The organism is Micromonospora sp. NPDC047740, from assembly GCF_043204735.1.
GTDB lineage: Bacteria > Actinomycetota > Actinomycetes > Mycobacteriales > Micromonosporaceae > Micromonospora.
On sequence record NZ_JBIDCT010000001.1, the window covers coordinates 439769 to 463660 of the forward strand.

The window sequence follows — 23892 nt, forward strand, 5'->3', positions numbered from 1 at the left end:
CCGGGTTGGCCGCCGACTGCGGGCCTCTCGTTGGCCGCTGGCGTTGACACCTACGGCGGTCAGCGCGTGGACGTTGACCGGCGTCCGGGCTCGCGGACCTTCAATCCGGGTGCTCGACGCGCCCCGACAGCAACCGCTACGAAATCTATGGTCATAAATTACACAAGGGATGCGCGGTGTCGGCATACATGCCTAGAGTCTGCGGTCAAGGTCATCCATAACATCTATGAAACACAATGGACATGATTGTCCATTCGGCCTCGCCTCGCCATGATTGCGCCGGCCGAGTGAACGGTGGACAACGACCGAACGTCGCATGGAAACGGGGTGATCGCCCAGGATCTTAATTGCCGGAGCTGTTGTTCCGTCCTGGCGAGGCATCGCACTCGCCAGGTGGCCGACCATTGGTCGACTGGCCAATGGCGTCGGTTCCTCGCGGAATCCGAGGCAAGCTGTGTCAGATTTCTCCGGAAAGTGAGTTGAGATCCCATCATGAACAGACTCTCACGGGGCGTGAGCGTCCTCGGTCTGGTTTCCGTCCTCGCAGTCAGTGGCGCAACCGTCGTGCAGGCGACTGGTAACGACTCCTCGGCAGGGCTGGTCTCCTGGGGCGTTCCGCATCTGCCGACGAACATCCCACTCACCGAGGAGGAGAAGGCGAGGGGGCGTGAGCACGGCCGTGCCCTGCCGCAACCGGAGTTGCTCCAGCCGTCCCTTGACCCCGCCCTACCCACCTTCCAGCCCGCGTACCAGCGCAACGAACTCAGGGGTGACCTGAAATGCGCCTCGTCTGACGTCCTGCCCGGCCTCGCGAAGGCGTGGATCGCCAAGCTGAAGGAGTACTACCCGAAGGTCAACATCTCGGTCGACCCGCCCTACGCCGGCAGCCTGGGTGCCCTGGAGTTGATCGAGGGCAATCTGGACTGCGTCTTCGTGTCCCGGGAGCTCAAGCCCACGGACGTCTCCGGCTTCCGTGAGGCCTTCGGCTACGACCCGTTCAGCGTGCCGATTTCAGGTGGCAGCTACCGGCATTATGGATTTCTGGACGCCATCGGATTTGCGGTGCACAAGGACAATCCGATCGGAAGGCTGTCATTCGACCAGCTCGACGCCATCCTGTCGACCACGCGTCACCGCGGCGGTGCGCCCATCCGGACCTGGGGCGATCTGGGGCTCACCGGCGAGTGGGCGGACAAGCCGATCCACATCTATGGCATTGCGCCGTGGAACGGCTTCGAGGAATTCACCCGCCAGCGGGTGCTGAACTACAACGGTAACCGCGGTGAATGGCGTTCCGGCGTTGCCGCCCCGGGTGTCCCGAAGGATCCGGACGTCACCTGGGAGAGCACCGTCTTCAAGGTTGCCGAGCACATCGCCAACGACAGGTACGCCCTTGGCTACACCGGTTTGGCGTACGTGGATCAGCCGGTGAAGATGCTGGCCCTGTCCGATCACAACAACAGTCCGGTATACGCGCCGACCTATGAGAATGTCGCCACTGCAGAATACCCGCTGAGCCGGCTGATCTATCTGAACTTCAACCGTGACCCGCAGCGACCGGTGAACGCAATCTTCGCAGAGCTCCTCCGCCTGATCCTCAGCGAACAGGGCCAGCAGATCGTCAGAGCACAGGGGATTTACCTGCCGCTCCGGTCCGAGCAGGCAGTCCGAAGCAGAGAGATGCTCCGGTAATCGATCAACAATGGCCTTCCCGGCGTGCGGCAGCCGGGAAGGCCATTGTCGGGCGGTTGTCAGTAGACGGTCACGCCGTAGGCGCTGGCCGCCTCCGGGACGGGCTGGTAGAAGGTGGTGCCGCCGGACCGGCAGTCACCGCTGCCGCCGGAGGTGATGCCCAGCGCCTTGGTGCCGTCGTAGAGCGGGCCGCCGGAGTCGCCCGGCTCGGCGCAGACGGTGGTCTGGATCATGCCCTTCACGGTGCCGCTGCCGACGTAGCGGACCGTGACGTTCAGGGCGGTCACCGTGCCGCTGTGCGTGCCGGTGGTCGAGCCGGTGCGCTTGACCGCCTCACCGACGAACGCGTTCGCGGCCGTGTAGCCGCCCGGGTGGGTCAGCGACGTGTTGTCGTAGCGGACCAGGGCGTAGTCGTTGCCCGGGAAGCTGGAGCCGACGGTCGCGCCGATGAGTGTGGTCTGGCTCGAGTTGGTGTACCAGGTGTTGGCCACGTTGCCACAGTGCCCGGCGGTGAGGAAGTAGTAGGTGCTCCCCTTGACCACGTTGAAGCCGAGCGAGCAACGGTAGCCGCCGCCGTAGATGGCGTTGCCGGCCGACAGCAGCGGGCGGAAGGTGCCCCGGGCCCGGTCGACCCGGATCGCGCCCGCCTGGGCGCCGGCGCTCTTCTTGACCGTGGCGAGTTCGGCGGCGGAGACGCTCTCGTCGGCGGTCACCACGACCCGGCCGGACGCCTTGTCCACATGCCAGGCGATGCCCTCCACTCCGGAGGCGCCGACGGCGGCCTCGACCCGGGCGAGCTGGTCGGCGGTGTAGGTCTGCGGGGCGGCGGAGGCGGCGCCCGGCACGGTGAACGCGCCGGCGGCCACCAGACCGACGGCCGCGGCGAGCAGTGGGGTGAGTCGGCGGATTCTCACGGTCTCCTCCTAGGAGGGTGCTGGCCGCCGGTTGCGTCGGCGCCCGGGGACGTCGCCGGGGAGCGCGTCGGGGCTGACCTCGGCGAACGCTTCAGCCGCGAGTATCCATCCATGTCGATGCAAATTGCAAGGGGTCGATCGCCGCCGGATCACCGCTGGTTAGGGTGGAACCGGGGAGGTGGGCGATGACGCCGGAGATGACTGGGACGCTGCTGGCCGGGCTGGAGGCGGCGGTCCCCGGCGGGGTGCGGACCCGGGCCGCCGACCGGCTCCGGCTGGCCCACGACGCCTCCCACTACCTGCTGCACCCCCGCGCGGTGGTCACCCCGACCGACGCCGACCAGGTCGCCGCGCTGCTGCGACACAGCCGGCAGACCGGCACGCCGCTGACCTTCCGCTCCGGCGGCACCAGCCTCAGCGGGCAGGCGGTCAGCGACCAGCTCCTCGTCGACACCCGCCGGCACTTCCGCGGGCTGGCGGTGCTCGACGACGGCCGCCGGGTCCGGGTGCAGCCCGGGGTGGTCCTGCGGCAGGTGAACAACCGGCTCGCCCCGTACGGCCGGCGGCTCGGGCCGGATCCGGCCAGCGAGTCCGCCTGCACGGTCGGCGGTGTGGTCGCCAACAACTCCAGCGGGATGACCTGCGGCATCGAGTTCAACACCTACCGGACGCTGGAGTCGCTGCTGCTGGTGCTGCCCAGCGGCACGGTGCTGGACACCGGCGCCCCGGACGCCGACGCCCGGCTCCGGGCCACCGAGCCGGAGCTGCACGCCGGCCTGCTGCGGCTGCGCGACCGGGTCCGCGGCAACCCCGACTCGGTGCGGCGCATCCGCGCCCAGTACGCCATGAAGAACACCATGGGGTACGGGGTGAACGCCTTCCTCGACCACGACTCACCCGCGGATCTGCTCACCCGCCTGGTGGTCGGCAGCGAGGGCACCCTCGCGTTCGTCGCGGCGGCCACCTTCCGCACGGTACCGGCGCACCGGCACGCCGCGACCGGCCTGCTGGTCTTCGACACCCTGGCCGCAGCGATGGCGGCGATGCCGGCGCTGGTGGCCGCCGGGCCGGCGGCGATCGAGCTGCTCGACGCCGCCGCGCTTCGGGTCGCCCAGCGCGACCCGAAGGCGGACGCCGCGCTGCGCGGCCTCGCGGTCCGCGACCACGCGGCGCTGCTGGTCGAGTGGCAGGAGTCCGACCCGGACGCCCTCGCCGAGCGGGTGGCGGCGGCCGGACCGGTGCTGGCCGAGCTGCCGCTGACCACCCCGGCCCGGCTCAGCGGCGAGGCGGCCGCCCGCGCCGCGCTCTGGCACATCCGCAAGGGCCTGTACGCGGCCGTCGCCGGCGCCCGCCCCTCGGGCACCACCGCCCTGTTGGAGGACATCGCCGTCCCGGTGGCGGCGCTCGCCGACACCTGCGCCGCGCTCGCCGACCTCTTCGACCGGCACCGGTACTCCGAGAGCGTGATCTTCGGCCACGCCAAGGACGGCAACCTGCATTTCATGCTCAACGAGCGGTTCGCGCACGGCGAGGCCCCGGCCCGGTACGCCGACTTCACCGAGGAGATGGTGGATCTGGTCCTCGGCCACGGCGGCACGCTCAAGGCCGAACACGGCACCGGCCGGGTGATGGCCCCGTACGTGCGGCGCCAGTTCGGCGACGAGTTGTACGCGGTGATGCGCGAGGTGAAGACGCTCTGCGACCCCGACGGGGTGCTCAACCCGGGGGTGCTGCTCAGCGACGACCCCGACGTCCACCTGCGGCACCTGAAGACCGTGCCCACGGTCGAACCCGAGGTGGACCGCTGCGTCGAGTGCGGCTACTGCGAGCCGGTCTGCCCCAGCCGCGACCTGACCACCACCCCACGACAGCGGATCGTGCTGCGCCGGGAGATCGCCGCAGCCCGCGCCGACGGCGACCTCGCGCTGGCCCGGGAGCTGGCGGACGCCTACGACTACGACGCGGTCGACACCTGCGCGGTCGACGGCATGTGCGCGACCGCCTGCCCGGTCCTCATCAACACCGGCGACCTGGTGAAACGGCTGCGCAGCGACCGCACCGGCAGCGTGGCGCAGGCCGGTTGGCGCGGGGCGGCCGACCGGTGGGGCGCGGCCACCCGGGGCATGGCCCGCGGCCTGGACCTGGCCGGCGCGCTGCCGCCCGCGCTCCCCGAGGCGGCCACCCGCGCCGCCCGCGCCGTGCTCGGCGCCGACCGGGTCCCGCAGTGGCGACGCGACCTGCCCCGCGGTGGCGAGGTCCGCCGGCCGCGCCCGGTCGACGAGCCGGACGCGGTCTTCGTCCCGTCCTGCCTGGGCACGCTCTTCGCACCCGCCGAGGGCGGGCCGGGTGTCGCCGCCGCCGTGCTCACCCTGGCCGAGCGGGCCGGGGTGCGCCTGCTCGTGCCGGACGGGGTGGCCGCCATGTGCTGTGGCACACCCTGGTCGTCCAAGGGCCTCACCGCCGGCTACCAGCGCGTCCATGACCGGGTGCCGCCGGCGCTGCGGGCGGCCAGCCGCGACGGGGCGCTGCCCGTGGTCAGCGACGCGGCCTCCTGCACCGAGGGCTTCGCCAAGCTGCTCGCCGACGCCGGCCCGCTGCGAGTGGTCGACGCCGTCGCGTACGCCGCCACGGAGCTGCTGCCCCGGCTCACCGTACGGCGCCGGCTCGGCGCCCTCGCCTTGCACCCGACCTGCTCGTCGACCCGGCTGGGGCTGGACGAGGCGCTGCTCACCGTGGCCCGGGCGATCGCCGACGAGGTCGTGGTTCCGGACGGCTGGCAGTGCTGCGGCTTCGCCGGGGACCGCGGGCTGCTGCACCCGGAGCTGACCACCGCGGCCACCCGCGAGGAGGCGGCGGCCGTGTCCGCCCGGCCCTTCGCCGGGTACGCCTCGGTCAACCGGACCTGTGAGATCGGGATGGCCCGGGCGACCGGGCAACCGTACCGCCACCTGCTCGAACTCCTGGCTGATGCGACGGCCTGAGAGTTCCGCCCGGCCGCCGGGATCGGGGCGCGAGGGGCGACCGGCGGTGGCGGGTAGCATTCCGCGGCGTGCTGCGGAGTTGGTGGATGGCCAGCGTGATGCTGGCGTGCGGGGTGCTCGTCGCGGTCACCCAGGACACGCCCGGGCTCGCGGTGGCCCAGTTCCTGATCTTCCTGGTGCTGGCGGCCCTGTTCTCCCCGCTGGTCTTCCCGCGGTCGCTGCCGGCCGGGCAGGCGCAGCAGCGCAGCGCCCGGGACGGCCGGCCGGTCGTCTACTGGCGGCCCGGCTGCCGGTACTGCCTGCGGCTGCGGCTCCGGCTCGGCCCCCGGGCGGGCGGGGCGTACTGGGTGAACATCTGGCGTGACCCGGCCGGCGCCGCGGCGGTCCGGGCGGTCACCGGCGGGGACGAGACGGTCCCGACGGTCGTGGTGCGTGGCGAGGCGGTGGTGAACCCGGAGCCGGCCTGGTTGCTGCGGCGGCTGACGCCGTAGCGGATCGTGGCAGCACCGGGTCAGGTCCGGCCGCCACCCGCCGGGCGCAGATTGACGCGGTGTCGGACGGGGCCGGTCAGGAGCCAGCCGGCGAGGACGGCGGCGGCGATTCCGGAGACCAGGAGGGGGAGGGTGCCTGAGCTACTTGCCGTGCGCCTGTTCGCATTGACCGTTCGAAATAGGGTTGAGGCCCGTCTTCTGGAGGAGGGTGTCGATGGGTCGAGCGCTGCGGGTGGGTCTGCCGGTTCTGCTGCTGGGCGCCGTCGGCTGGTACGCCTCGTACGCCACCACCATTCTCGTGTGGGAGCTGCGCAAACTCGTGCCCTGGCTGATCGCGCCAGCCCTGGTGGCCCTGCTCGCCGGGGCGCCGGCCCTGCTGCGACTGCTCACCCACCGGCTCGGCGGGCGCAAGACCAGGTTCGCCGCAACCGGCGGGATCGTCGTCCTCGGCTGGCTGGGCGCCGCCGTCGGACTGGCCCTGGGGGTGTGCTGGCTGGTCTACGGCGAATACCTCCAGGACCGGGGGTACGTGACCACCATGCGGGTGGTGACCGATCCGGTCCCGGAGTTGACCGCACGCGCGCCGTACCTGGTCGGCAAGGCGCAGGCCGCGCCCAACCTGGGCGACGTCACCGGCGAGATCACCGACATCAGCTACCTGCCCGACTCCGACCGGTTCGGCGTCCTGGTCGAGCGGCGCGGCTGGTTGACCGGCTACGAGGTCGGCCTGGTGCAGGAGGTGCCGCTCGGCGGCAACAGCCGGGCGCAGCAGCGGTGCCGGTTCGACGCGTCGACCGCCGATGCGCGGATCGGCGGCTGGTTCACCCACAACCTGGCCCGGAAGATCTCCGCCGAGCGGCGCTGGGTCCGGTTCTCCGCCGACGACGCGTACGTCTACTGCCAGGGGGAGACCCCCGTCGTGGTGGTGCCGCTGAAGCGACAGACCGGAATCCTGGTGGTGACCGAACGGCCGGCCGGTGTGGCGCTGTACGACGGCCAGACCGGGAAGGTCACGATCACCGACGACTCGACGAAGGTGCCCGGACCGTCTTATCCGATCAGTCTGGCCGCCCGCCAGCGGGAGGGCACCGCCGCCGTCGGCGGTTTTGCCGACTGGTGGTTCGAGCGCAGCGGCTGGGACGCCTCCGAGGACGGCGCCAACGACGGCAACGAGTCGGAGTTCGCCCTGCGCTACCGCGACGGCAGTGGGCGCAGCGCGTACGTCACCCCGCTCACCCCGCAGGGCGAGGCCAGTTCGGTGGTGGCGGTGTCGACGGTCCCGACCCGGCACCCCGGCGGTCGTCTCGCTCCGCTGACCGTGCACCGGCTCAGCCCGACCTGGTCGTCGCCGCAGGCGATCGTCGCCCTGATCAAGTCGGAGTACCGGGATGTCTGCTGCTGGAACGACGACCAGGTGTTCGAGGTGGTGCCGACCGGCGGCAGCACGTGGACCGCCACGCTCGGCAGTGAGCAGAGCATCCGGTACCGGGTGGAGGGCCGGGGCCAGATCAACGGCCGGGAGGCGACCTGCCTGAAGAACGCCGACGGCACCCTGGTCCGCTGCGCGTACGCCGCCCCCGGCTCACCTGAGGAGCAGGAGTTGCAACGCCGGGAGCAGCAGAAGCAGCAGGAGCAGGCGGCGAACGGCGGCACGGACCCGGGCGACCTGACCAGGTACACCGACGAGCAGTTGGCCGACCTGAACCGGCGGGTCGCCGAGGAGGTCAACCGCCGCCTCAAGGAGCAGTAGCGGTCGGTGGCCGGGGCACGGTGGGCGGCAGCGGTCGGCATCTCTCCCCCTACCTCCGGCGCAACCTCAGGTTGCCGAGATGTCGGATGGGGCCGGTGAGGAGCCAGCCGGCGAGGACGGCGGCGGCGATTCCGGAGACCAGGAGGGGGAGGGTGCCGTCGTGACCCCAGGCGAATCCGGCCCAGAGGCCGGCGACCAGGATCGCCAGGCCGCTCAGTCCCTGGAACAGGCCCTGGCCGGTGCCCTGTTCGTGACGGGCCAGGAGTCCGGAGATCCAGGCTTTCCCGACGCCGTCGGTGAAGGCGGTGAATCCGCCGTAGGCGGCCAGGAGCACCCACGCGGCGGTGTGGGAGTGGGTCAGACCGAGCCCGGTGTAGGCGAGGGCGAAGAGAATCAGGCCGGCGCCGAAGACCGTGCGGGGTGACAGCCGATCGGCGACGACCCCGGCCGGGTAGCTGAGCACGGCGTAGACCGCGTTGTAGGTGACGTAGGCGCCGATGACCGCGGGGACGGAGAAACCGATCTCGTGCAGGCGGAGGAGCAGGAGTGCGTCGGGAAAGTTGACCAGGCTGAACAGCGCCAGTACGCCGACCACCCGCCAGTAGCGGCTGGGCAGGTGCCGCGGGTGCCAGCCGGCGGTGCGGTGGCGGCGGCGGGGTGGCTCGCGGACCGCGACGACGAGGATGGCGCTGGCCACCGCGGGCACCACGGCGATGACGAGCAGCGGCCGGATGTGGTGGTGCAGCAGTTCGTAGCCGGCGAGACCGATGAGCGGTCCGATCACCGCGCCGGCGGTGTCCATCGCCCGGTGGAAACCGAAGGCCCGCCCTTTTGCGGTCTCCGGCACACCGGTCGCGATCAACGCGTCCCGGGGTGCGCCCCTGATGCCCTTGCCCAACCGGTCGACGCTGCGACCGGCGAGGACGATCGGCCAGACGGTGGCGGCGGCGATGGCGACCTTGCCGAGCGCGGCGAGCCCGTACCCGAGGCCGATCATCGGGCGAGCCCGGAACCGGTCGGCGACCCGGCCGCTGACGACCTTGCTCAACGCGGCCGTGCCCTCGGCGATACCCTCCACCGCGCCCACCACGGCAGCGGGCGCCCCCAGCACAGTGGTCAGGAAGATCGGCAGGATCGGGTACAGCAACTCCGACGCGGCGTCCTGCAGCAGCGACACCCCGGACAGGACCTTCAGGTTGCGGGTCAACCAGGAACCAGCGGGCTGACCAGGGGCGTTGGGCTCAACGGGCGGCTGATCAGTCACCCTGTCACCCCCGACCCGCGCGGACTCTGCCGTCAACGGTGGCAGACCGGGGACCGCGGCGGGGCCGATCCGGCACCCCGGCTCACCGCGTTCGCCGTGCCGGCCCTCGTCGTCGCGGCCGACGGTCAGCGCCCGGGGCGGGCTGGGCCCCGCGACCGACCGGTCGCGGGGCCCGCCGGCGTCACCAGCTGGTGGGCTTGCCCTTCTGGTAGAGCCACACGTCGAAGAAGGCGTCGAGATCCTGCCCGGACTCCTTCTCGGCCAGCGCGATGAAGTCGGCCGTGGTGGCGTGGCTGTAGCGGTTGCTCGCCGCCCACTCGCGCAGGATGCGGAAGAAGGTGTCGTCGCCGACCTTGCCGCGCAGCGCGTGCAGGGTCATCGCACCCCGGTTGTACGGGATGCTGCTGAACATGTCCACGGGGCCCGGGTCGGCGAGGACGGTCTGCCAGAACGACGACGAGGCGGCCCGCCCGTAGTTGCTGCTGCTGTTGAAGGTTTGGCTCACCGACGCGCCGCCGTTGTACTCGGTGTACATCCACTGCGCGTAGGTGGCGAAGCCCTCGTTGAGCCAGATGTCCGACCAGCGCTCCGGGGAGACGCTGTCGCCGTACCACTGGTGGGCCAGCTCGTGGGCCATGGTGCCGACGCTCGCCGTGCTGGAGAAGATCGGCTTGGTCTGGGTCTCCAGGGCGTAGCCCACGTTCGGGGCCCGGTCGATGATCGCCCCGGTCGAGGCGAACGGGTACGGGCCGAACTTCGAGGCGAAGAAGTCGATCATCTTGGGGATCTGCGCCACCGCGGGTGCCGAGCCGGCGACCAGGCGCGGGTCGACCGCGACGTACACCGGGATGCCGCTCGGCGTGGTCGACTCGGTGACCACGAAGTTGCCGATGGTGATGGTCGCCAGGTAGGTGGCCATCGGCTCGGTCGAGTCCCAGACGAAGGTGGTCCAGCCGTCCTTGGTCTCCTGGGAGAGGAGCTGGCCGTTGCCGACGGCGGTGAGGCCCTCCGGCACCTTCGCGGTGAAGCGGAAGGTGGCCTTGTCGGTCGGGTGGTCGTTGGTGGGCAGCCAGGCCGGCGCGCCCTGCGGCTCCCCGGCCACGAAGACGCCGTCGTCGGTCGGCACCCAGCCCTCGATCGACCCGTCCGGGTCGGTGATCGGGCCCGGTACGCCGGCGTACTTCACCACCACGGTGAACGTCTGCCCGGCCTTGAGCTTCGGGCGCGGGGTGACGATCAGCTCCTGGCCCTCGCGGGTGAACTCGTGCGCATGCCCGTTGACCGTCACCGAGGTGACGTCCGGACCGCGGAAGTCGAGGTTGAATCGGTCGAGGTCCTGGGTGGCGACCGCGGTGATCGTGGCGGTGGCGTCCATGAACCGGGTCGCCGGGTCGTAGGCGAAGTTGAGGTCGTAGTGCTGGACGTCGTACCCGCCGTTGCCCTGGTCAGGGAAGTACGGGTCGTGGACGCTCGCCGCACCGGCAGAGTAGCGCGGGGCACCGGGGTTGCCGGGCGCCGCGCCGGCCGCGTCCGGTGCCACCGCCGACCCGGCAGCCACCAGGGCGACCGTGGCCAGCGCGGCGCCGCGCAGGCGTGGGATTGTCATGGGGATCCTCTCTCCGGGAAAGCCAGGGCAGCGCTGGCCTTCAGTTGAGTAGGCCCTATCCATCCGCACCGACGCGAAGTCGTCAAGATCTACAGGCCAGCCTCGCCTTTCCGGCCCACCCGGTCTCGCCCGCCAGGAGGGCCCTTGGGACCGGGCGGGCCGGGATCTCTGGCGGAACCGGGGCTGTCGTCGCCCGCAGTCAGCCCTGGTCGCGGCGCCGCCGCAGGCCGCGCCGACGCCGCCAAGGCGGCGGCCAGGCGACGCCGGCGGCGGGAGCCGGTGCTGATCGGCCCCGCAGCCCGGATCCATCGGGGATGGGTGGATGCCGGCCCGCCCGGTCAGCCGGGGACGCTGGCCAGGTAACGCTCGGCGGCGTCCGGTGTCATGAACCAGTCCCGGAAGTCGTTCGGGTCGCTGAAGCCGTTGGCGAAGCGGCGGGCGACCACCGGGTTCCCCGCGGCGGCGCCCAGGATCTGCTGCACGTGCGGCGGCAACGGTTGCAGCATCGCGTTGGTCCAGCCGGTGACCGCCTCGCCGGCGGCCGTCCAGAACCGTTCGAAGGTCTGCGTCATCCACTCCCGGTCGAACGGCCGGTCGCCGCGCTCCATGATCGACCCCAGGTACGAGTACGCGCACTTGGCCGCGGTGTTGCTGCCCTGACCGGTGATCGGGTCGTTGGCGACCACCACGTCGGCCATGCCGAGCACGAGCCCACCCGAGGGCAGTTCGGCGACCGGGCGGCGGACCGTCGGGGTGTACCGGCCGGAGAGGGTGGCCCGGCCGTCGGTCAGCTCCACGTCGCTGCACCGCTCGTAGACCCACGGGGTGTAGCGGCGGGTCAGGTCGAGGGTGAGCTTGAGGTGCTCGGCCGGGTCGCGCCGCTCGGTCCACAGGTCCAGCGGGCCGCCGGGAACCGCCTCCCAGAAGAGGATCTCGCAGGGGCCGGAGTGGGTCAGCGCCGGGATGACGAACAGCTCACCCAGCCCCGGAACGGCGTTGAAGCCGACGTGCGGCGTCGGCAGCAGCGGGTCCGGGGCCATCCCGTGCACGTACGCCACGGCCAGCCCCCGCTGCGGCGTGTCGTAGACCGAGCGCTGCGGGTCCCGGTCGAAGACGGCCACCAGGTCGCCCTTGCCGGCGGCCACGACGGTCAGGTCGTAACGGCCGAGCCGGGTCAGCCCGTCCAGGTCGGCGGTGGTCACCGTCTGGTAGAGCACTGTTCCGCCGCGCTGCTCGAACAGCTCCAGCCAGGCGGCCATCTTGATCCGCTGGTCGGTGCTCTGCGCCGGTTCGTCGATCGGGCACGGGATCCGCAGCGCCCGCTCGCCGGGCGGGGCGGACAGCGAGACCTGCAGCCCCTCGATCCGGGGGGCCAGGTCCTGCCACAGGTCCAGCCCGTACCGGCGTTCGGTGGCCAGCGCGGTGCCGAACATCGCCTGGGTGCTCATCACCCAGCCGCGGCGGATCTCGTCCGGCGTACGGGCGGACATGACGGTCACGTCGTAGCCCTCGGCGAGCAGGCTCAGGGCGAGCTGGAGCCCGGACTGTCCGGCCCCGACGATCAGGATTTTGCGCATCGTTCCTCCAGGTTGAGCTACCGGCCGGCGAGCGCGCCCGCGGTGGGCCGGGCGGTGCGGGACATGGTGTGTTCCACGACCGTCAGCAGCGCCCGCGCCACCGACGACGGGTCACGGGCGTCACAGGCGGTCAGCGGTACGCCCGCGGGCAGCGCGAGCGCCTCCCGTGTCTCCTCGAGCGGGTGGTGCAGCACCCCGTCGAAGAGGTTCACGCAGACCACGAACGGCAGGTCGCTGTCCTGCTCGAAGTAGTTGACCGCCGGGAACGCGGCGGCCAGGTTCCGGGTGTCGGCGAGCACCAGCGCGCCAACCGCGCCCCGGCACAGGTCGTCCCACATCGGCCAGAACCGGGGCTGGCCCGGCGTACCGAACAGGTACAGCACCAGGTCGGGGCCGATGGTCAGCCGGCCGAAGTCCATCGCCACCGTCGTGGTCTTCTTGTCGATCCCCGGGTCCATCCGGTCGACGGTCTCGCTGGCCGCGGTCATCCACGCCTCGGTGTTGATCGGCGGAATCTCCGAGATGGACGCGACGCAGGTGGTCTTGCCGACCCCGAAGCCGCCGGCGATGACGATCTTCGCCGAGGTCAGCAGGGGGGCGTCAGGCAAGCTTGCGGAGGCCATCGCGCAGTCTCTCCAGGAGGCGGAAGTCGACGTTGTGGTGGTCGGTGTGGATCAGCAGCCGGTCGGTGGCAGCCAGGTCGTCGACAACCACCCGGGTCACCCCCAGCGACATCCCGCAGACCGCCGAGAGTTCGGCCACGGAGCGGGCCGCCCGCCGGGCATGCTCGTACAGCGTCCGGGCCTCGGGCAGCAGCGCGGAGGCGAAGACGGCGTCGTAGTGCGGCACCGACACCAGGGTGTGCACCAGCAGCGGCTGCCGGGTGCGGGTCCGCCCGGCGGTCAGCACGTACGGCCGCACCTTCCAGTAGGTCATCGACATGATCTCCTTCGCCCCGGTCAGCCGGGCTGACTGGCGGTCATGCGGTGCAACTCGTGGCGGACCTGTGGGGTGAGGGCGTGCCACACCGCGCTGACGAACTGGGTCATCCGGTAGGAGACGACCCGCAGGTCGCAGCCGGGGGCGGCGGCGACCGCCAGGCCCGCCGATTCACCGACCCGCATGAACAGCAGGTGCCCGCGGGGCAGCCGGACGGTCAGGTACTCGGAGGCGCCGAGGTCCAGCAGGGACGCGCTGCGGTCGGCCATGCTCAGCAGGCCCGCGGCCAGCGCGGAGAGCTGATCCCCGAGGTCGCGGTTGACGCTGCGAGAGGCGGCGAGCTGGAGGCCGTCCAGGGACACCAGCATCGCGTGGGTGACCCCGGGTACGTCCTCGGCGAACTGACGGATCAGCCAGGCGCAGTCGGGCAGCCCCTGGCCGGTGGCCGCCGGGCCGGTGCGGCGGTGTGCGTGGGTCATCGCTGCTGTCCTTCGTCGCTGGTGGTTCGGGCGTCGCTGACGCCGGCGGCGAAGGCCGCCGTCTCGTCCGGCCACGCCTCGGGTGGGGATCCGGCGCCGGGGTCGGCCGGGGGCGGGGGCGCCGCCGCGGGGTCGTCCCGGACGCTCGCCGGTACCCGCCGGGGCAGGCCGCCGGACGGCTGCGGTTCGGCGGCCTGGCCACCCAGCGTGGCCAGGCGCACGGTCGGCGCGTGGGTGCTGTCCGGGGGCGTGGCCATCGGCGTACTCCAGGCTTCGGTGCCGCGTCCGGCAGGCGGGGGTGGCCAGGCCGGCGGCGGGGGGATGGGCACGCCGGCCTGGCCGGGTACCGGTCCGGGCGGGGGCGGCCAGACCGGCGACGGGGTGGCGGGGTCCGGGCCCGCCGGGGTGGGGATCTCGCAGAGCAGTGCGCCGGGGACCAGCACGGTCGCGGTGGTCCCGCCCGAGGGCCGGTTCGTCAGGGTGACCCGCAGCCGGTGGCTGCCGGCCAGGTGGGCGACGACGGCGAGCCCGAGGTGGGCCGCGGGGTCGAGGGTGGCCGGGCTGAGCGGCCGGCCGCCGAGCAACGCGTTGAGCTGGGCGACATGATCGGGGTGGAGGCCCACCCCGGCGTCCTCGATGCGCAGCAGGACGCTGCCGTCCTCGGTGATGAACGCCGACACGATCACCGGGGAGGTGGGCGGGGAGAACCGGGTGGCGTTGTCCAGCAGTTCGGTGAGCACGCGGATCACGTCGTCGGCGGCGAACTCGACCACCGCCAGGTCCAGCACGTGACCCATCCGGATGCGGGGGTAGTGCTCGACCGCCGAGCTGGCCGCCCGGACGACGTCGACCAGGGGGACGGTCTGCGGGTTGGCGTCCTCGACCCGGCGGCCCAGCAGGACCTGGAGGTTCTCCGCGTGCCGCCGGATCCGGGTGTTCGCGTGGTCGATCCGGTAGAGCCGCTCCAGCCGGTCGGGGTCCTGCTCGTCGGTCTCCATCGCCTCCAGGTGGGAGCCCATCTGGTACGCCGACGCCATGATCCGCATCGCGAACTGCTCGCAGATCGCCGGCCAGGGACTGGGTGGCGGTTCGTCCGGGGGCGGTGGGGGCGGCTCGGGCGTCTCCTGTGGTGCGACGTCCCACTGCGCGACGGTCGGATCCAACCAGCGCGCCGCTCGTTGTCGCCAGGTGACCCGGCGTCGACCAACTGTGGACACTGGGGTGATGTCGGCGCTTCTCACGAAATTACCGGCCTGTCCGTGGTCGTCGGCTCTGGCATGGTGCAGCAGTCAACCACCGTTTGTGTGTCGATTGCAACGGTCAAGGTCAACTTAGGGGGATTTTCCCGCCCGCCCCGCCGCGCTGCCACGAATGCTTGATCGGGTTCGAGGGCCGGAACGCAACAGCCGGATGGTGGATTTTCCCTCCCGTCTCGGCCGGAAGTCAGCCGTCGTACGGCTGCGGCATGATCATGGGCGGATCGTCGAGCGGGAGGAGACGGGTGGATGACGGTGGCGGTGCCGCCCAACGGGCGGGTGCTCTTCATCGGCGACAGCATCACCGACGCCGGACGGGACCGGTCCTGCGGTGAGGACCTCGGCACCGGGTACGCGATGATGGCCGCGGCCTGGTTCACCGCCCGGCACCCCGGGCACCGGGTCAGCTTCCGCAACCGGGGGATCAGCGGCGACCGGGTACGCGACCTGCGCGTCCGCTGGGAGACCGACTGCCTGGCCCTCGCCCCGCAGGTGGTGTCGGTGCTGATCGGGGTCAACGACACCTGGCGGCGGTACGACCGGGACGACCCGACCAGCGTCGCCGAGTTCGCCCGCGACTACCGGCACATCCTCCAGGAGACCCGCCGGCTGGGCGCCCGCATCATCCTCGTCGAGCCCTTCGTCATCCCGCTCGACGACGCCCAGCGCACCTGGCGGGAGGACCTCGACCCGAAGGTCGACGTGGTCCGCCGCCTCGCCGCCGAGTTCGACGCGACGCTGGTCGCCGTGGACGAGCTGTTCCAGGCCGCCGACGTCGACGACCGGGTGTGGACCCGCGACGGCGTGCACCCGACCCCGTTCGGCCACGCCCTGATCGCCCAGGCCTGGCTACGGGCGATCACGCCGACGGCCTGAGGGCCGGGCGCGCCCGGCCCTCGCCTCAGCTCGCCAGGTCCAGTTGGACGGTGGCGATCTCCCACGCCCGCAGCGGCAGTCGGACGAGGCCGTCCCCGTCGACCGGCAGGGCCTCGCCCGGCCGGCCGCGCAGGTCGGCCCGCCACGCGCCGCGTACGCGGCGGCCGGCTCCGATGACGGCGGCGGTGTCGCGGGTCGCCACCACCCGCAGCTCGACCCGGCCGTCCCGGTCCCGGACGCTGGTCAGCGTGACGCCGTCCCCGTCGACCGTCAGCCCGGTCACCGGCGCCGGCAGTCCGGCCGACGGGTCACCGGCGCCCGGGAACGCCAGCAGTTCGTGCCGGTACGCCTCGGCCGCCGCCGGCACCCGGGCGGAGTCCCAGTCGCCCCGGAACGGCAGCACCGCCAGCTCGACGCTGCGCTCGCCCCGGCACTGGGCCTGCGGCGTGGGCAGCTGCGGGCCGGCAGGTTCGTCCCGTAGCGCGTGCCGGTTGCGGGACAGCATCCCGATCGCCCGCAGCACGGTGATCGCCAACTCCCGGCCGGACTCGGTCAGCTCGTACTCGGTGGGCTGGGTCAGCAGCACCGCGAGCGAGCCGTCCGCACCCCCGGCCGCGACGAACCCGGAGGCGGGGAAGGTTGGCAGCGGGACCTCGCCGCCGCCGCCCTCGGCGGTCAACCCACGCTCGACGACCGCGAACTGGCCTTCGGCGTACGAGGTGCGGGCCGGCGTCGGCAGCGGCAGGTGCAGCCGGACCCGGTGGTCGTCGCAACGGTTGTCGAAGGCGAGCCGCAGCCGGGCGAACGGCTCGCCGGCGCGGACCTCCACGCGGGTGGTCACCGTGACCGTCTCCCGCTCCACCCGGCGCGAGCCGGCGTCCACGTCCGCGCCGACCGGCCACCGGTACTCCCGGATCACGTCGAGCACGGCGACCACCGGGCCGTCGTGCACGACGACGGTACGCACCGCCCGGGGCTTGTCGACCAGTTCGTCGGCGGCGGGTGGGGCGTAGTTGTAGCTGTCGCCCACGTCGCCGCCGTCGACGAGCCGGCCGACCCCGTTGACGCTCAGTCCGTCCGGGGTGGACAGTCGCAGCGTGCCGTCCTCGGCGACCTCCACCCGCAGCAGACCGTTGTCGACCGTCTGGCCGGCCACCGTGACCGGCGTGCTGCCATCCGGCGCCGAGCCCGCCGGGACCGCTGCGGCGGCCCGGGTGCCCGGCGGCAGGGCGACCGGGCGGACCGCGGCGTGTCCCAGCGCGGGGACGTCCACCAGCGCGGCGACGGTCATCCGCGGGGCGGCGACGATGCGTACCCGCCACCGGTCCGGGCCGGTGGCCGCGGCCAGCGCGAGCCGGACGTCCTCGACGTCGAAGGCGGGGTCACCGTGCCGGGCCACCTGGAAGGTCAGGGTGGCGTCGGCGGGGGACACCGACCAGGCGGTGATCTCCTGTCCGTACAGCTCGGTGCCGTGCACCCGGGTGAGGATCGCGGGCAGGTCGGCGGCCGGCACCACGTCGTCGGCGAGCAGCGTCCGTGCCTGGTCGAGGACCTGGGCCGGCGCGACCCTGCCGTCCGCGCCGGCCAGCCCGACCGGCCCGTCCGCCGGGACCTCGACGTCCAGCCGGACCAGCGCCGTCCGGGCCGCCGGGGTCGGGTTGAACAGCAGGTACCCGTCGCGGGGCACCGCGCCGGCCAGGCGCGCCCCCACCAGGTCGCAGACCGCCCGCCCGAGATGGTCCGCCTCGGCGAGCCGGGCCGCCACCTGCTCGGCGGTCTCGTCGCAGCCGCAGCCGGTCACCGAGTCGTGGCAGCTCGCGTCGATCAGCCGGGTCCAGGCCATGTCCAGGAACCGCTGCACGGACGGGTCGTGGTAAAGCGCGGCGAGCGGTTCGGCGTACCGCTCGACGCGCCGCTCGGCCCGGCCCATCGCCTGCTTGAGGTGGGCGCGTACCGAGATCACGCCGGGCAGGATGTTGGCCCGGGCGTGCGAACGCAGTTCGCCGGCCACCGTGGGCAGCCCGTCCACCGTGGTCGGCTGGGTGGCGAAGTACTCGGCGAGGGTGCCGAGCCGCAGTCGCACCCCGTCGACGGCTGCGGCGGCCAGCCGGTCCGGGGCGTCCGGGGCCGGCGCGGCGTGGTCGGTGCCGTACATCGCCAGGATCGGCGTGTCGTCGCCGGTGGACCGCCAGCCGCGCAGCCGCTCGGCCAGGTCGGTGGCCCGGCGGGTGACCAGCCGCGGGTCGTCCATCAGCCCGGCGGCGTTGCCGTAGCCGCCAGGCAGGTACTCGGTGCGGATCGTGGTGCCGTCCGGGGCCTGCCAGGCGAACGCGTGCGACCGGACCCGGTCCGGTACGCCCCGGAACACGCAGGCGTGGGCCAGCCCGGCGCCGGCGAGCAGCTGTGGCATCTGCGCGATGTGCCCGAACATGTCGGGCAGGTAGCCGACCGGCATGGCCCCGCCCAGCGCCCCGCTGCGGGCCAGTCCGCGCTCCAGGTTGCGGACGGTGTTCTCCCCAGAGCAGAGGAACTCGTCGAGCAGGATCTGCCACGGCCCGACGGCCAGTCGGCCCGCCCGGACCAGCGCGATCACCTGCTCCCGGCGCTCCGGGCGTACCTCCAGGTAGTCGTCGACCGCGGCGAGTTGGCCGTCCAGGGTGAACCGCTGGCGTTCGTCGGTCGCCATCCGCTCGAACACGTCGTCGAGCAGCGCCACCAGCCGCAGCCGGAATCGCTGGAACGGCTCGTACCACTCCCGGTCCCAGTGGGTGTGCGGCACCACGATGATCTCGGTCGGCTTGTCCATCAGCTCGCCGCCTCTCCGCCGATCGCTGCCCCGGTCAGCTCGCCGTAGCGGCGTACCACCTGTTGGCTGGTGCGTAGGTCGGCCGCGCCCCCGGCGACGCCGGTCAGCGGGCGCGTACCCCCGGTCACCATCGCGTGGAAGGCGACCAGTTCCTGCTCGAACGCCTCGGTCACCGACCGGAACTGCGCTCGCCGCTCGCCGCCGGAGTGCCGGTCCACCGCGGTCAGCGTGGTCGGTGCGTTGAGCAGGTACGGCGACGGGAAGACCAGCTCCAGGGTGCCCCGGGCGTGGTGCAGGGTGACCGTCTCCCGGTAGGCCGGGCAGTCTGGCAGGTTGAGCCACCGGATGCCGTACCGGCCGCCGGCGGGCAGCCGGCCGGAGATCTCCACCGACGGCTCGGCCGGCCCGTCGGGCGTCAGCGGCCAGGTCGCCACGTGGTCCACCGTGGCCGGCGGCCCGGTGAACAACCGCAGCAGGGACAGGTCGTGCGAGATGCTGTTGATCAGGATCTGGTAGAGGGTGCGCGCCCCGGCGTCCCCGCCCACCGCGGCGTCGAGCAGCCGCGCGTCGGCCTCCCGCAGCCGCGCCTCCGCCGCGGCCGGCACGTCCCGCGGTGGCGGGGGCAGGTGGGCGAAGGCGAGCTGCTGCTCCCCGGCGGCGTGCAGAACGGTCACCTCGACCGCGTGCACCGCCGCCGCACCGCCGATCCCGTCCAGCAGACGGACGGCCTCGGCCACCGCCGGGTCGTACTGCTTCATGTAGCCCACCATCAGCGCCGCCCCGGTCAGCCGGTCAGTTTCGGCGAGGGCGTAGGCGAGCGGCTTCTCGCAGAGCACGGGCAGTCCCCGGTCCAGCGCCGCGGCGGCGAGTTCGCCGTGCGACCCGGAGGTCGCCAGCAGCACCGCGTCGCAGCCGCCGCCGTCCAGCAGGTCGGCCGCGTCCGCATACCTTCGGGCCGGTTCGACGCCGTACCGGTCGCCGAGTTCGGCCAGCCGCGCGGGGGACAGGTCGCTGAGCGCGATGACGTCGAACAGGTCGGCGCGGCGCTGTAGCAGGGGCAGGTGCACCGTACGGGCGATGACGCCCAGCCCGGCCACCGCGATCCGGATCCGCTTGCCCGGTTCGGTCATCGCCGCACCTCCGCCAACGAGCGCAGGTTGGCCCGCTGGTCGGCGCGGATCCGGTCCAGGTTCCGGCCCCGCTCGGGCGCGTCCTGCTCGATCACCAGCCAGCCGGTGTAGCCGGTCTCGTCCAGCCCGCGCAGCACCCCGGCGAGGTCGACGTCGCCGGCGCCCAGGGCGCAGAACCCGCCCGCGGCGACCACCTCGGCCAGGCCGCCGCCGGCGTCGCGGACCCGGCGGTGCGCGGCCAGGTCGGCGTCCTTGAGGTGTACCTGGCCGGTCCGGCCGGCCCAGCGGTGGACCGCCGCGACCGGGTCGCCGCCGGCCAGGGTCAGGTGCCCGGTGTCGAGGCAGATCGCCACGTCGGTCAGTTCCAGCAGCCGGTCGGCCTCCGCCTCGGTTTCCACGTCGGTGCCCAGATGGTAGTGGAACACCGGCTCCAAACCGCGGTCCCGGCACCGGTCGACGGCCTGCTGCACCCGGGCGGCGAAGCCCGGCCAGGCGGCGGCGGGCAGCGCCGAGGCCAGGTCCGGCGGGGTGCCGGGCCGGGCCATCCGGGCCGGGTTGGCGGAGCAGGCCAGGGTGGGCCGGGGCGCGAAGCGCGGGTCGTCGACCGGCGCGGCGGTGAACACATCCAGGGCCGCGTCGAGCTGGGCCAGGTCCGCGGTGAACCCGTCCGGGTCGGCGAAGCGCAGGTCGACCCAGCCGCCGGCGAGCCCGACGCCGGCCGCGGCCAGCCGGCGGGTGAGCACCTCGCCGGTCCCGAGGTAGCCGATCGGCCCGGAGTCCACGCCGGTGTAGCCGTCGGCGGCCAGCGACGCGAGCAGGTCCTCCGGACCGACGTCCGGGTCGGTCGCCTGGTAGATGCCGTAGTTGACCGGGGCTCCGGCCACTCTGGTGCGTCCGGTCAGCTGCACAGTGCGATCACCTCCATGCGGTGGGATTCCAGGACGTGCAGCCCGTCGGCGGCCGGCAGCAGGCACCGGTCGCCGCGGACGACCCGGTGCCGGCCGTCCGGGTAGCCGAGCAGCGCGCCGTCCGCGTCGAGCGCCAGCAGTTCGTCGCCGAGGCGCAGCAGCCGGGGCGCGTCGGGCCCGGCGGAGACGGCGGTGCGGCCGGCGGCCAGCGCGGCGCGGACGGCCGCCTCGTCGGCGGGGTCGCCGTCGACGAGCACCCAGGTGGTCGGCGCGCCGGGCAGCGCGTCCGCGCCGGGCCGATGGAAGTCGCTGCCTCCGATGGGTACGACGTCCGGCCGCCACGCCTGCGCCCAGGCGAGCGGGGCGCCCCAGGTGCGGTCCCACCAGCCGGAGTGCCACACCTCGGCGAGCCGGGTCCGGGTGGTGAGCGGCTGCCGCCAGGCGCAGTCGCCGCCGAGCGGGTGGTTGACCGACATCAGCCCGCCGGCCCGCTCCGCGGTGGCCAGCCACTCGTCCGGCGGCTGCCGAAAGTCGACCCAGCCGACCGGGCCGAAGACGTTGGCGTGCCCCCGGTCGGTGGTCACCTCCTGCCCCGGCACGAGCGTGATGCCGTAGCGGGCCGAGGCGGCGGGTAGCCAGGGGTGGTGGCTGACGGTGTTGTGGTCGGTGACGGCGAGGAAGTCCAGGCCCCGCGCGGTGGCGAGGGCGGCCAGTTCGTCGACGGTGTACGCGCCGTCGCTGTGCACGGTGTGCGCGTGCAGGTCACCGGCGAGCCACCGCCGCCCGTCCACCTCGGGCAGCGCGGCGCGGGGCGGGCGTTCCGGCCGGGGCGGCGGCGCGGGCGCGGCCGGCGGGGATGGGGAGCGGGTGCTGGTGGTGGCGGTGACCTCGTAGGGCAGCCCGTCGGGCGGGATGCGGTGCAGCCGGAGCAGCACCTGCCATTCGCCGGGCTCCAGCTCGCCGGGCAGATAGCCGGGGGTGGCCCAGTCGGCGGTGATGGTCCAGCCGTCGCGGGCGCCGCCCGACCAGCCGCGGAAGCCGGCCGGCCCGAGGCAGCCGAGGTCCAGCACGCCCGCGTCGCGGGGGTGGTCGAGGCGTACGGTGAGCGCGGCGGTGCCCGGGGCCACGGTGACCGGAAGGGCGCGCATGATGCTCTCGGCGCGGTCCCGCAGCGTCCACCTGCCCCGGTGCGTCACCATGTCAGGCGTCCGCCGCGACGCCGGTACGCGGCACCGGCACCGGCGCCGCCGCGCCGGTGACCAGCTCGCCGTCCCGGTAGACCAGGGTGCGCCCGGGGCGCGGCACCACCCAGCCGGTGTCGCCGGGCGCCGGTTCCCGCCCCTCCGGCACCACGACCTGCACGCTGGTCGCCCCGTCGTCCCCGGCCGGCACGTCCAGCGACACCAGGGAGAAGCTGCCCAGGTTCTCCACCACCACGACCTGGCCGGTGAGGGCGTCGGGTACGGGCTCGGGGGAGTGGTCGAGGTATTCGGGGCGGACCCCGTAGACCACCTGTTCGCCGTCGGTCAGCCGGCCGCGGACGTCCTCGGGGACCGGCAGCCGCACCCCGGCGACGGCCAGCTCGTCGCCGTGCACCCGGGCCGGGACCAGGTTCATCGGGGTGGAGCCGATGAACCCGGCGACGAAGGTGTTGGCCGGCCGGCGGAACACCTCGGTCGGAGTGCCGACCTGCCGGATCCGGCCGCCTTCCATCACCGCGATCCGGTCCGCGAGGGCGAGGGCCTCGGCCTGGTCGTGGGTGACGAAGACGGTGGTGACGCCGAGTTCCCGTTGCAGCCGCTTGAGGAATGTCCGCGCCTCCAGCCGCAGCCGCGCGTCCAGGTTGGACAGCGGCTCGTCGAGCAGGAACACCTGCGGGTGGCAGGCCATCGCCCGGGCCAGCGCTACCCGCTGCTGCTGGCCGCCGGAGAGCTGCCCGGGCCGGCGGTCGAGCAGCGCCGACAGGCCCAGTTCCTCGGCGGTGCCCGCCGCCTTGTCGTGCCGGGCGGCCCGGCCGACCTTCTTGATCCGCAGCGGGTACGCGATGTTGTCCCGCACGGTCATGTGCGGGAAGAGCGCGTAGTCCTGGAAGACCATCGCCACGTCCCGCTGCCCCGGAGGCAGGTTGGTCACCGTCCGGTCGCCGATGCGTACGCTGCCGGCGGAGGCGAGCTCCAGGCCGGCGATGGTGCGCAGCAGGGTGGTCTTTCCGCAGCCGGACGGGCCGAGCAGGGCGAAGAACTCGCCGTCGGCGATCTCCAGGTCGAGGGCGTCCAGGGCGCGTACCCCGTTGGGGTAGACCTTGGTCAGCTCGCGCAGGGTGATGGCGGACATCAGCGCTTGATCCCTCCGTGGAAGCGGAACCCGTACCTGCTGCTCACGAAGACGAACATCAGCGCCACCGGCAGCGAGTAGAGCAGCGAGAAGGTGGAGAGCAGCCGCAGGTCGGCCTGCCCGCCCTCGGTGTAGAGGGTGTACATGATCACTGCGGCGGGGGCCTTGTCCGGGCCGCGCAGCAGCAGGAACGGCACGAGGAAGTTGCCCCACACGTTCGCCACCGCCCATACGCCGACGGTGGCCAGCCCGGGGCGGACGACCGGCACCACGATGTGCCGCATGATCTGCAGGGCGCTGGCGCCGAAGACCCGCGCCGACTCCTCGTACGACGTCGGCGTGGCGTCCATGAAGTCCTTGAGGATGAAGATCGCCGCGGGCAGCAGGCCGCCGGTGAGGACCAGGATCACCCCGAGCCGGGAGTCGATCAGGTTGAGCCGGAACGCCAGCTCGAACAGCGGCACCATGGTGGCCGTGCCGGTCACGATGGACGACAGCAGCAGCAGGCCGTAGAGCAGCGCGTCGCGCCCCGGCACCCGGACCCGGCTGAGCGCGTACGCGGCCAGCGCGGCGAAGACCACCACCAGCACGGCGGTGCCGCCGGCCAGCCACACCGAGTTGACCAGCGAGGTCAGCGCGTACGGGTTGTCCAGCAGGGTGCGGAAGTTGTCGAGGGTGAACCGCGGCAGCGAGGTGCCGATGGTCGGGGTGTCGTCGAACGGGGCGGTGGCCAGCCAGAGCAGCGGCAGGGCGAAGAAGGCGAGCACGAGGCAGAGGAAGACGTAGCGCCCGACGCGGGCCACCACGTGCCGCACCGCCGCCCGCGCCGCGAGGTCGGTCCGGGCCTCCTGCGCCAGGTCCGCGCTCACAGCAGCACCTTCGTTCGCGA

At 73.0% G+C, this 23892-nt stretch carries 19 protein-coding genes; 5 read left to right on the forward strand and 14 right to left on the reverse strand.

What is annotated here, in order from left to right; translation table 11 throughout:
• Positions 1-513: 513 nt before the first annotated feature.
• Positions 514-1692, forward strand: coding sequence for a PstS family phosphate ABC transporter substrate-binding protein (locus ACGF4F_RS01945; protein ID WP_393073949.1), 1179 nt, complete (start codon positions 514-516; stop codon positions 1690-1692).
• A 59-nt stretch (positions 1693-1751) separates the two neighbouring features.
• Here the strand turns inward: ACGF4F_RS01945 and ACGF4F_RS01950 are convergent, their stop codons facing one another.
• Positions 1752-2606: a S1 family peptidase gene (locus ACGF4F_RS01950; RefSeq protein ID WP_357435524.1), complete on the reverse strand. Its 855-nt coding sequence runs from the start codon at positions 2604-2606 to the stop codon at positions 1752-1754.
• Positions 2607-2791: 185 nt separating this feature from the next.
• Here ACGF4F_RS01950 and ACGF4F_RS01955 point away from each other — a divergent pair, with 185 nt between their 5' ends.
• The 3 genes from ACGF4F_RS01955 (at position 2792) to ACGF4F_RS01965 (ending at position 7828) form a co-directional block, all read left to right on the forward strand.
• Positions 2792-5587: an FAD-binding and (Fe-S)-binding domain-containing protein gene (locus tag ACGF4F_RS01955; protein ID WP_393073952.1), complete on the forward strand. Its 2796-nt coding sequence runs from the start codon at positions 2792-2794 to the stop codon at positions 5585-5587.
• A gap of 68 nt (positions 5588-5655) precedes the next feature.
• Positions 5656-6078: a glutaredoxin domain-containing protein gene (locus ACGF4F_RS01960; RefSeq protein ID WP_393073955.1), complete on the forward strand. Its 423-nt coding sequence runs from the start codon at positions 5656-5658 to the stop codon at positions 6076-6078.
• A 214-nt stretch (positions 6079-6292) separates the two neighbouring features.
• Positions 6293-7828: a hypothetical protein gene (locus ACGF4F_RS01965; protein ID WP_393073958.1), complete on the forward strand. Its 1536-nt coding sequence runs from the start codon at positions 6293-6295 to the stop codon at positions 7826-7828.
• Positions 7829-7877: 49 nt separating this feature from the next.
• Here the strand turns inward: ACGF4F_RS01965 and ACGF4F_RS01970 are convergent, their stop codons facing one another.
• The 7 genes from ACGF4F_RS01970 to ACGF4F_RS02000 all read right to left on the reverse strand — a co-directional run bounded on the left by ACGF4F_RS01970 (position 7878) and on the right by ACGF4F_RS02000 (position 14856).
• A complete protein-coding gene (locus tag ACGF4F_RS01970; RefSeq protein WP_393073961.1) occupies positions 7878-9035 on the reverse strand; it encodes an MFS transporter in 1158 nt (385 codons plus the stop codon).
• A gap of 238 nt (positions 9036-9273) precedes the next feature.
• Positions 9274-10698, reverse strand: coding sequence for a M1 family metallopeptidase (locus ACGF4F_RS01975; protein WP_357435518.1), 1425 nt, complete (start codon positions 10696-10698; stop codon positions 9274-9276).
• 338 nt (positions 10699-11036) lie between these two features.
• On the reverse strand, positions 11037-12275 hold the full coding sequence (locus ACGF4F_RS01980; protein ID WP_357435517.1) for a styrene monooxygenase/indole monooxygenase family protein: 1239 nt from the start codon (positions 12273-12275) through the stop codon (positions 11037-11039).
• Positions 12276-12292: 17 nt separating this feature from the next.
• Positions 12293-12898: an ATP/GTP-binding protein gene (locus tag ACGF4F_RS01985; protein ID WP_393073965.1), complete on the reverse strand. Its 606-nt coding sequence runs from the start codon at positions 12896-12898 to the stop codon at positions 12293-12295.
• The gene (locus tag ACGF4F_RS01990; protein ID WP_198940564.1) at positions 12876-13211 is read right to left on the reverse strand and encodes a DUF742 domain-containing protein; all 336 of its coding nucleotides are present in this window, start codon (positions 13209-13211) and stop codon (positions 12876-12878) included. Before ACGF4F_RS01990 ends, ACGF4F_RS01985 begins: the two co-directional genes overlap by 23 nt.
• 23 nt (positions 13212-13234) lie before the next feature.
• Complete coding sequence (locus ACGF4F_RS01995) at positions 13235-13693, reverse strand: roadblock/LC7 domain-containing protein (protein WP_357435514.1); 459 nt, start codon at positions 13691-13693, stop codon at positions 13235-13237.
• Positions 13690-14856, reverse strand: coding sequence for an ATP-binding protein (locus ACGF4F_RS02000; protein ID WP_357435512.1), 1167 nt, complete (start codon positions 14854-14856; stop codon positions 13690-13692). Before ACGF4F_RS02000 ends, ACGF4F_RS01995 begins: the two co-directional genes overlap by 4 nt.
• Before the next feature lie 342 nt (positions 14857-15198).
• On the opposite strand from ACGF4F_RS02000, the gene ACGF4F_RS02005 reads away from it, so the two are divergent.
• Positions 15199-15825: an SGNH/GDSL hydrolase family protein gene (locus ACGF4F_RS02005; RefSeq protein ID WP_357435510.1), complete on the forward strand. Its 627-nt coding sequence runs from the start codon at positions 15199-15201 to the stop codon at positions 15823-15825.
• A gap of 25 nt (positions 15826-15850) precedes the next feature.
• Here the strand turns inward: ACGF4F_RS02005 and ACGF4F_RS02010 are convergent, their stop codons facing one another.
• From ACGF4F_RS02010 to ACGF4F_RS02035, 6 genes are read right to left on the reverse strand one after another with little or no spacing between them, the layout of a single operon-like run.
• The gene (locus ACGF4F_RS02010) at positions 15851-18631 is read right to left on the reverse strand and encodes a hypothetical protein (protein WP_393073971.1); all 2781 of its coding nucleotides are present in this window, start codon (positions 18629-18631) and stop codon (positions 15851-15853) included.
• Positions 18631-19761 carry a Gfo/Idh/MocA family oxidoreductase gene (locus tag ACGF4F_RS02015; RefSeq protein ID WP_357435506.1) on the reverse strand — a complete coding sequence of 377 codons (1131 nt, stop codon included), beginning with the start codon at positions 19759-19761 and terminating at the stop codon, positions 18631-18633. Before ACGF4F_RS02015 ends, ACGF4F_RS02010 begins: the two co-directional genes overlap by 1 nt.
• The gene (locus tag ACGF4F_RS02020; RefSeq protein WP_357435504.1) at positions 19758-20669 is read right to left on the reverse strand and encodes a sugar phosphate isomerase/epimerase; all 912 of its coding nucleotides are present in this window, start codon (positions 20667-20669) and stop codon (positions 19758-19760) included. The genes ACGF4F_RS02015 and ACGF4F_RS02020 overlap by 4 nt, the downstream gene beginning before the upstream one ends.
• Complete coding sequence (locus ACGF4F_RS02025; protein WP_357435502.1) at positions 20660-21868, reverse strand: CehA/McbA family metallohydrolase; 1209 nt, start codon at positions 21866-21868, stop codon at positions 20660-20662. Before ACGF4F_RS02025 ends, ACGF4F_RS02020 begins: the two co-directional genes overlap by 10 nt.
• A 1-nt stretch (position 21869) precedes the next feature.
• On the reverse strand, positions 21870-23003 hold the full coding sequence (locus tag ACGF4F_RS02030; RefSeq protein WP_393073976.1) for an ABC transporter ATP-binding protein: 1134 nt from the start codon (positions 23001-23003) through the stop codon (positions 21870-21872).
• Positions 23003-23872: a carbohydrate ABC transporter permease gene (locus ACGF4F_RS02035; protein WP_357435499.1), complete on the reverse strand. Its 870-nt coding sequence runs from the start codon at positions 23870-23872 to the stop codon at positions 23003-23005. Before ACGF4F_RS02035 ends, ACGF4F_RS02030 begins: the two co-directional genes overlap by 1 nt.
• Between the last annotated feature and the right edge of the window lie 20 nt (positions 23873-23892).

Bases quoted from the DNA above. Each gene is read 5' to 3' on its own strand.
- ACGF4F_RS02015 (WP_357435506.1), bottom strand. From the start codon at position 19,761: ATGACCGAACCGGGCAAGCGGATCCGGATCGCGGTGGCCGGGCTGGGC.
- ACGF4F_RS02030 (WP_393073976.1), bottom strand. From the start codon at position 23,003: ATGTCCGCCATCACCCTGCGCGAGCTGACCAAGGTCTACCCCAACGGG.
- ACGF4F_RS01995 (WP_357435514.1), bottom strand. From the start codon at position 13,693: ATGACCCACGCACACCGCCGCACCGGCCCGGCGGCCACCGGCCAGGGG.
- ACGF4F_RS01955 (WP_393073952.1), top strand. From the start codon at position 2,792: ATGACGCCGGAGATGACTGGGACGCTGCTGGCCGGGCTGGAGGCGGCG.
- ACGF4F_RS01985 (WP_393073965.1), bottom strand. From the start codon at position 12,898: ATGGCCTCCGCAAGCTTGCCTGACGCCCCCCTGCTGACCTCGGCGAAG.
- ACGF4F_RS01990 (WP_198940564.1), bottom strand. From the start codon at position 13,211: ATGACCTACTGGAAGGTGCGGCCGTACGTGCTGACCGCCGGGCGGACC.
- ACGF4F_RS01980 (WP_357435517.1), bottom strand. From the start codon at position 12,275: ATGCGCAAAATCCTGATCGTCGGGGCCGGACAGTCCGGGCTCCAGCTC.
- ACGF4F_RS02005 (WP_357435510.1), top strand. From the start codon at position 15,199: ATGACGGTGGCGGTGCCGCCCAACGGGCGGGTGCTCTTCATCGGCGAC.
- ACGF4F_RS01975 (WP_357435518.1), bottom strand. From the start codon at position 10,698: ATGACAATCCCACGCCTGCGCGGCGCCGCGCTGGCCACGGTCGCCCTG.
- ACGF4F_RS02010 (WP_393073971.1), bottom strand. From the start codon at position 18,631: ATGGACAAGCCGACCGAGATCATCGTGGTGCCGCACACCCACTGGGAC.
- ACGF4F_RS01965 (WP_393073958.1), top strand. From the start codon at position 6,293: ATGGGTCGAGCGCTGCGGGTGGGTCTGCCGGTTCTGCTGCTGGGCGCC.
- ACGF4F_RS02025 (WP_357435502.1), bottom strand. From the start codon at position 21,868: ATGGTGACGCACCGGGGCAGGTGGACGCTGCGGGACCGCGCCGAGAGC.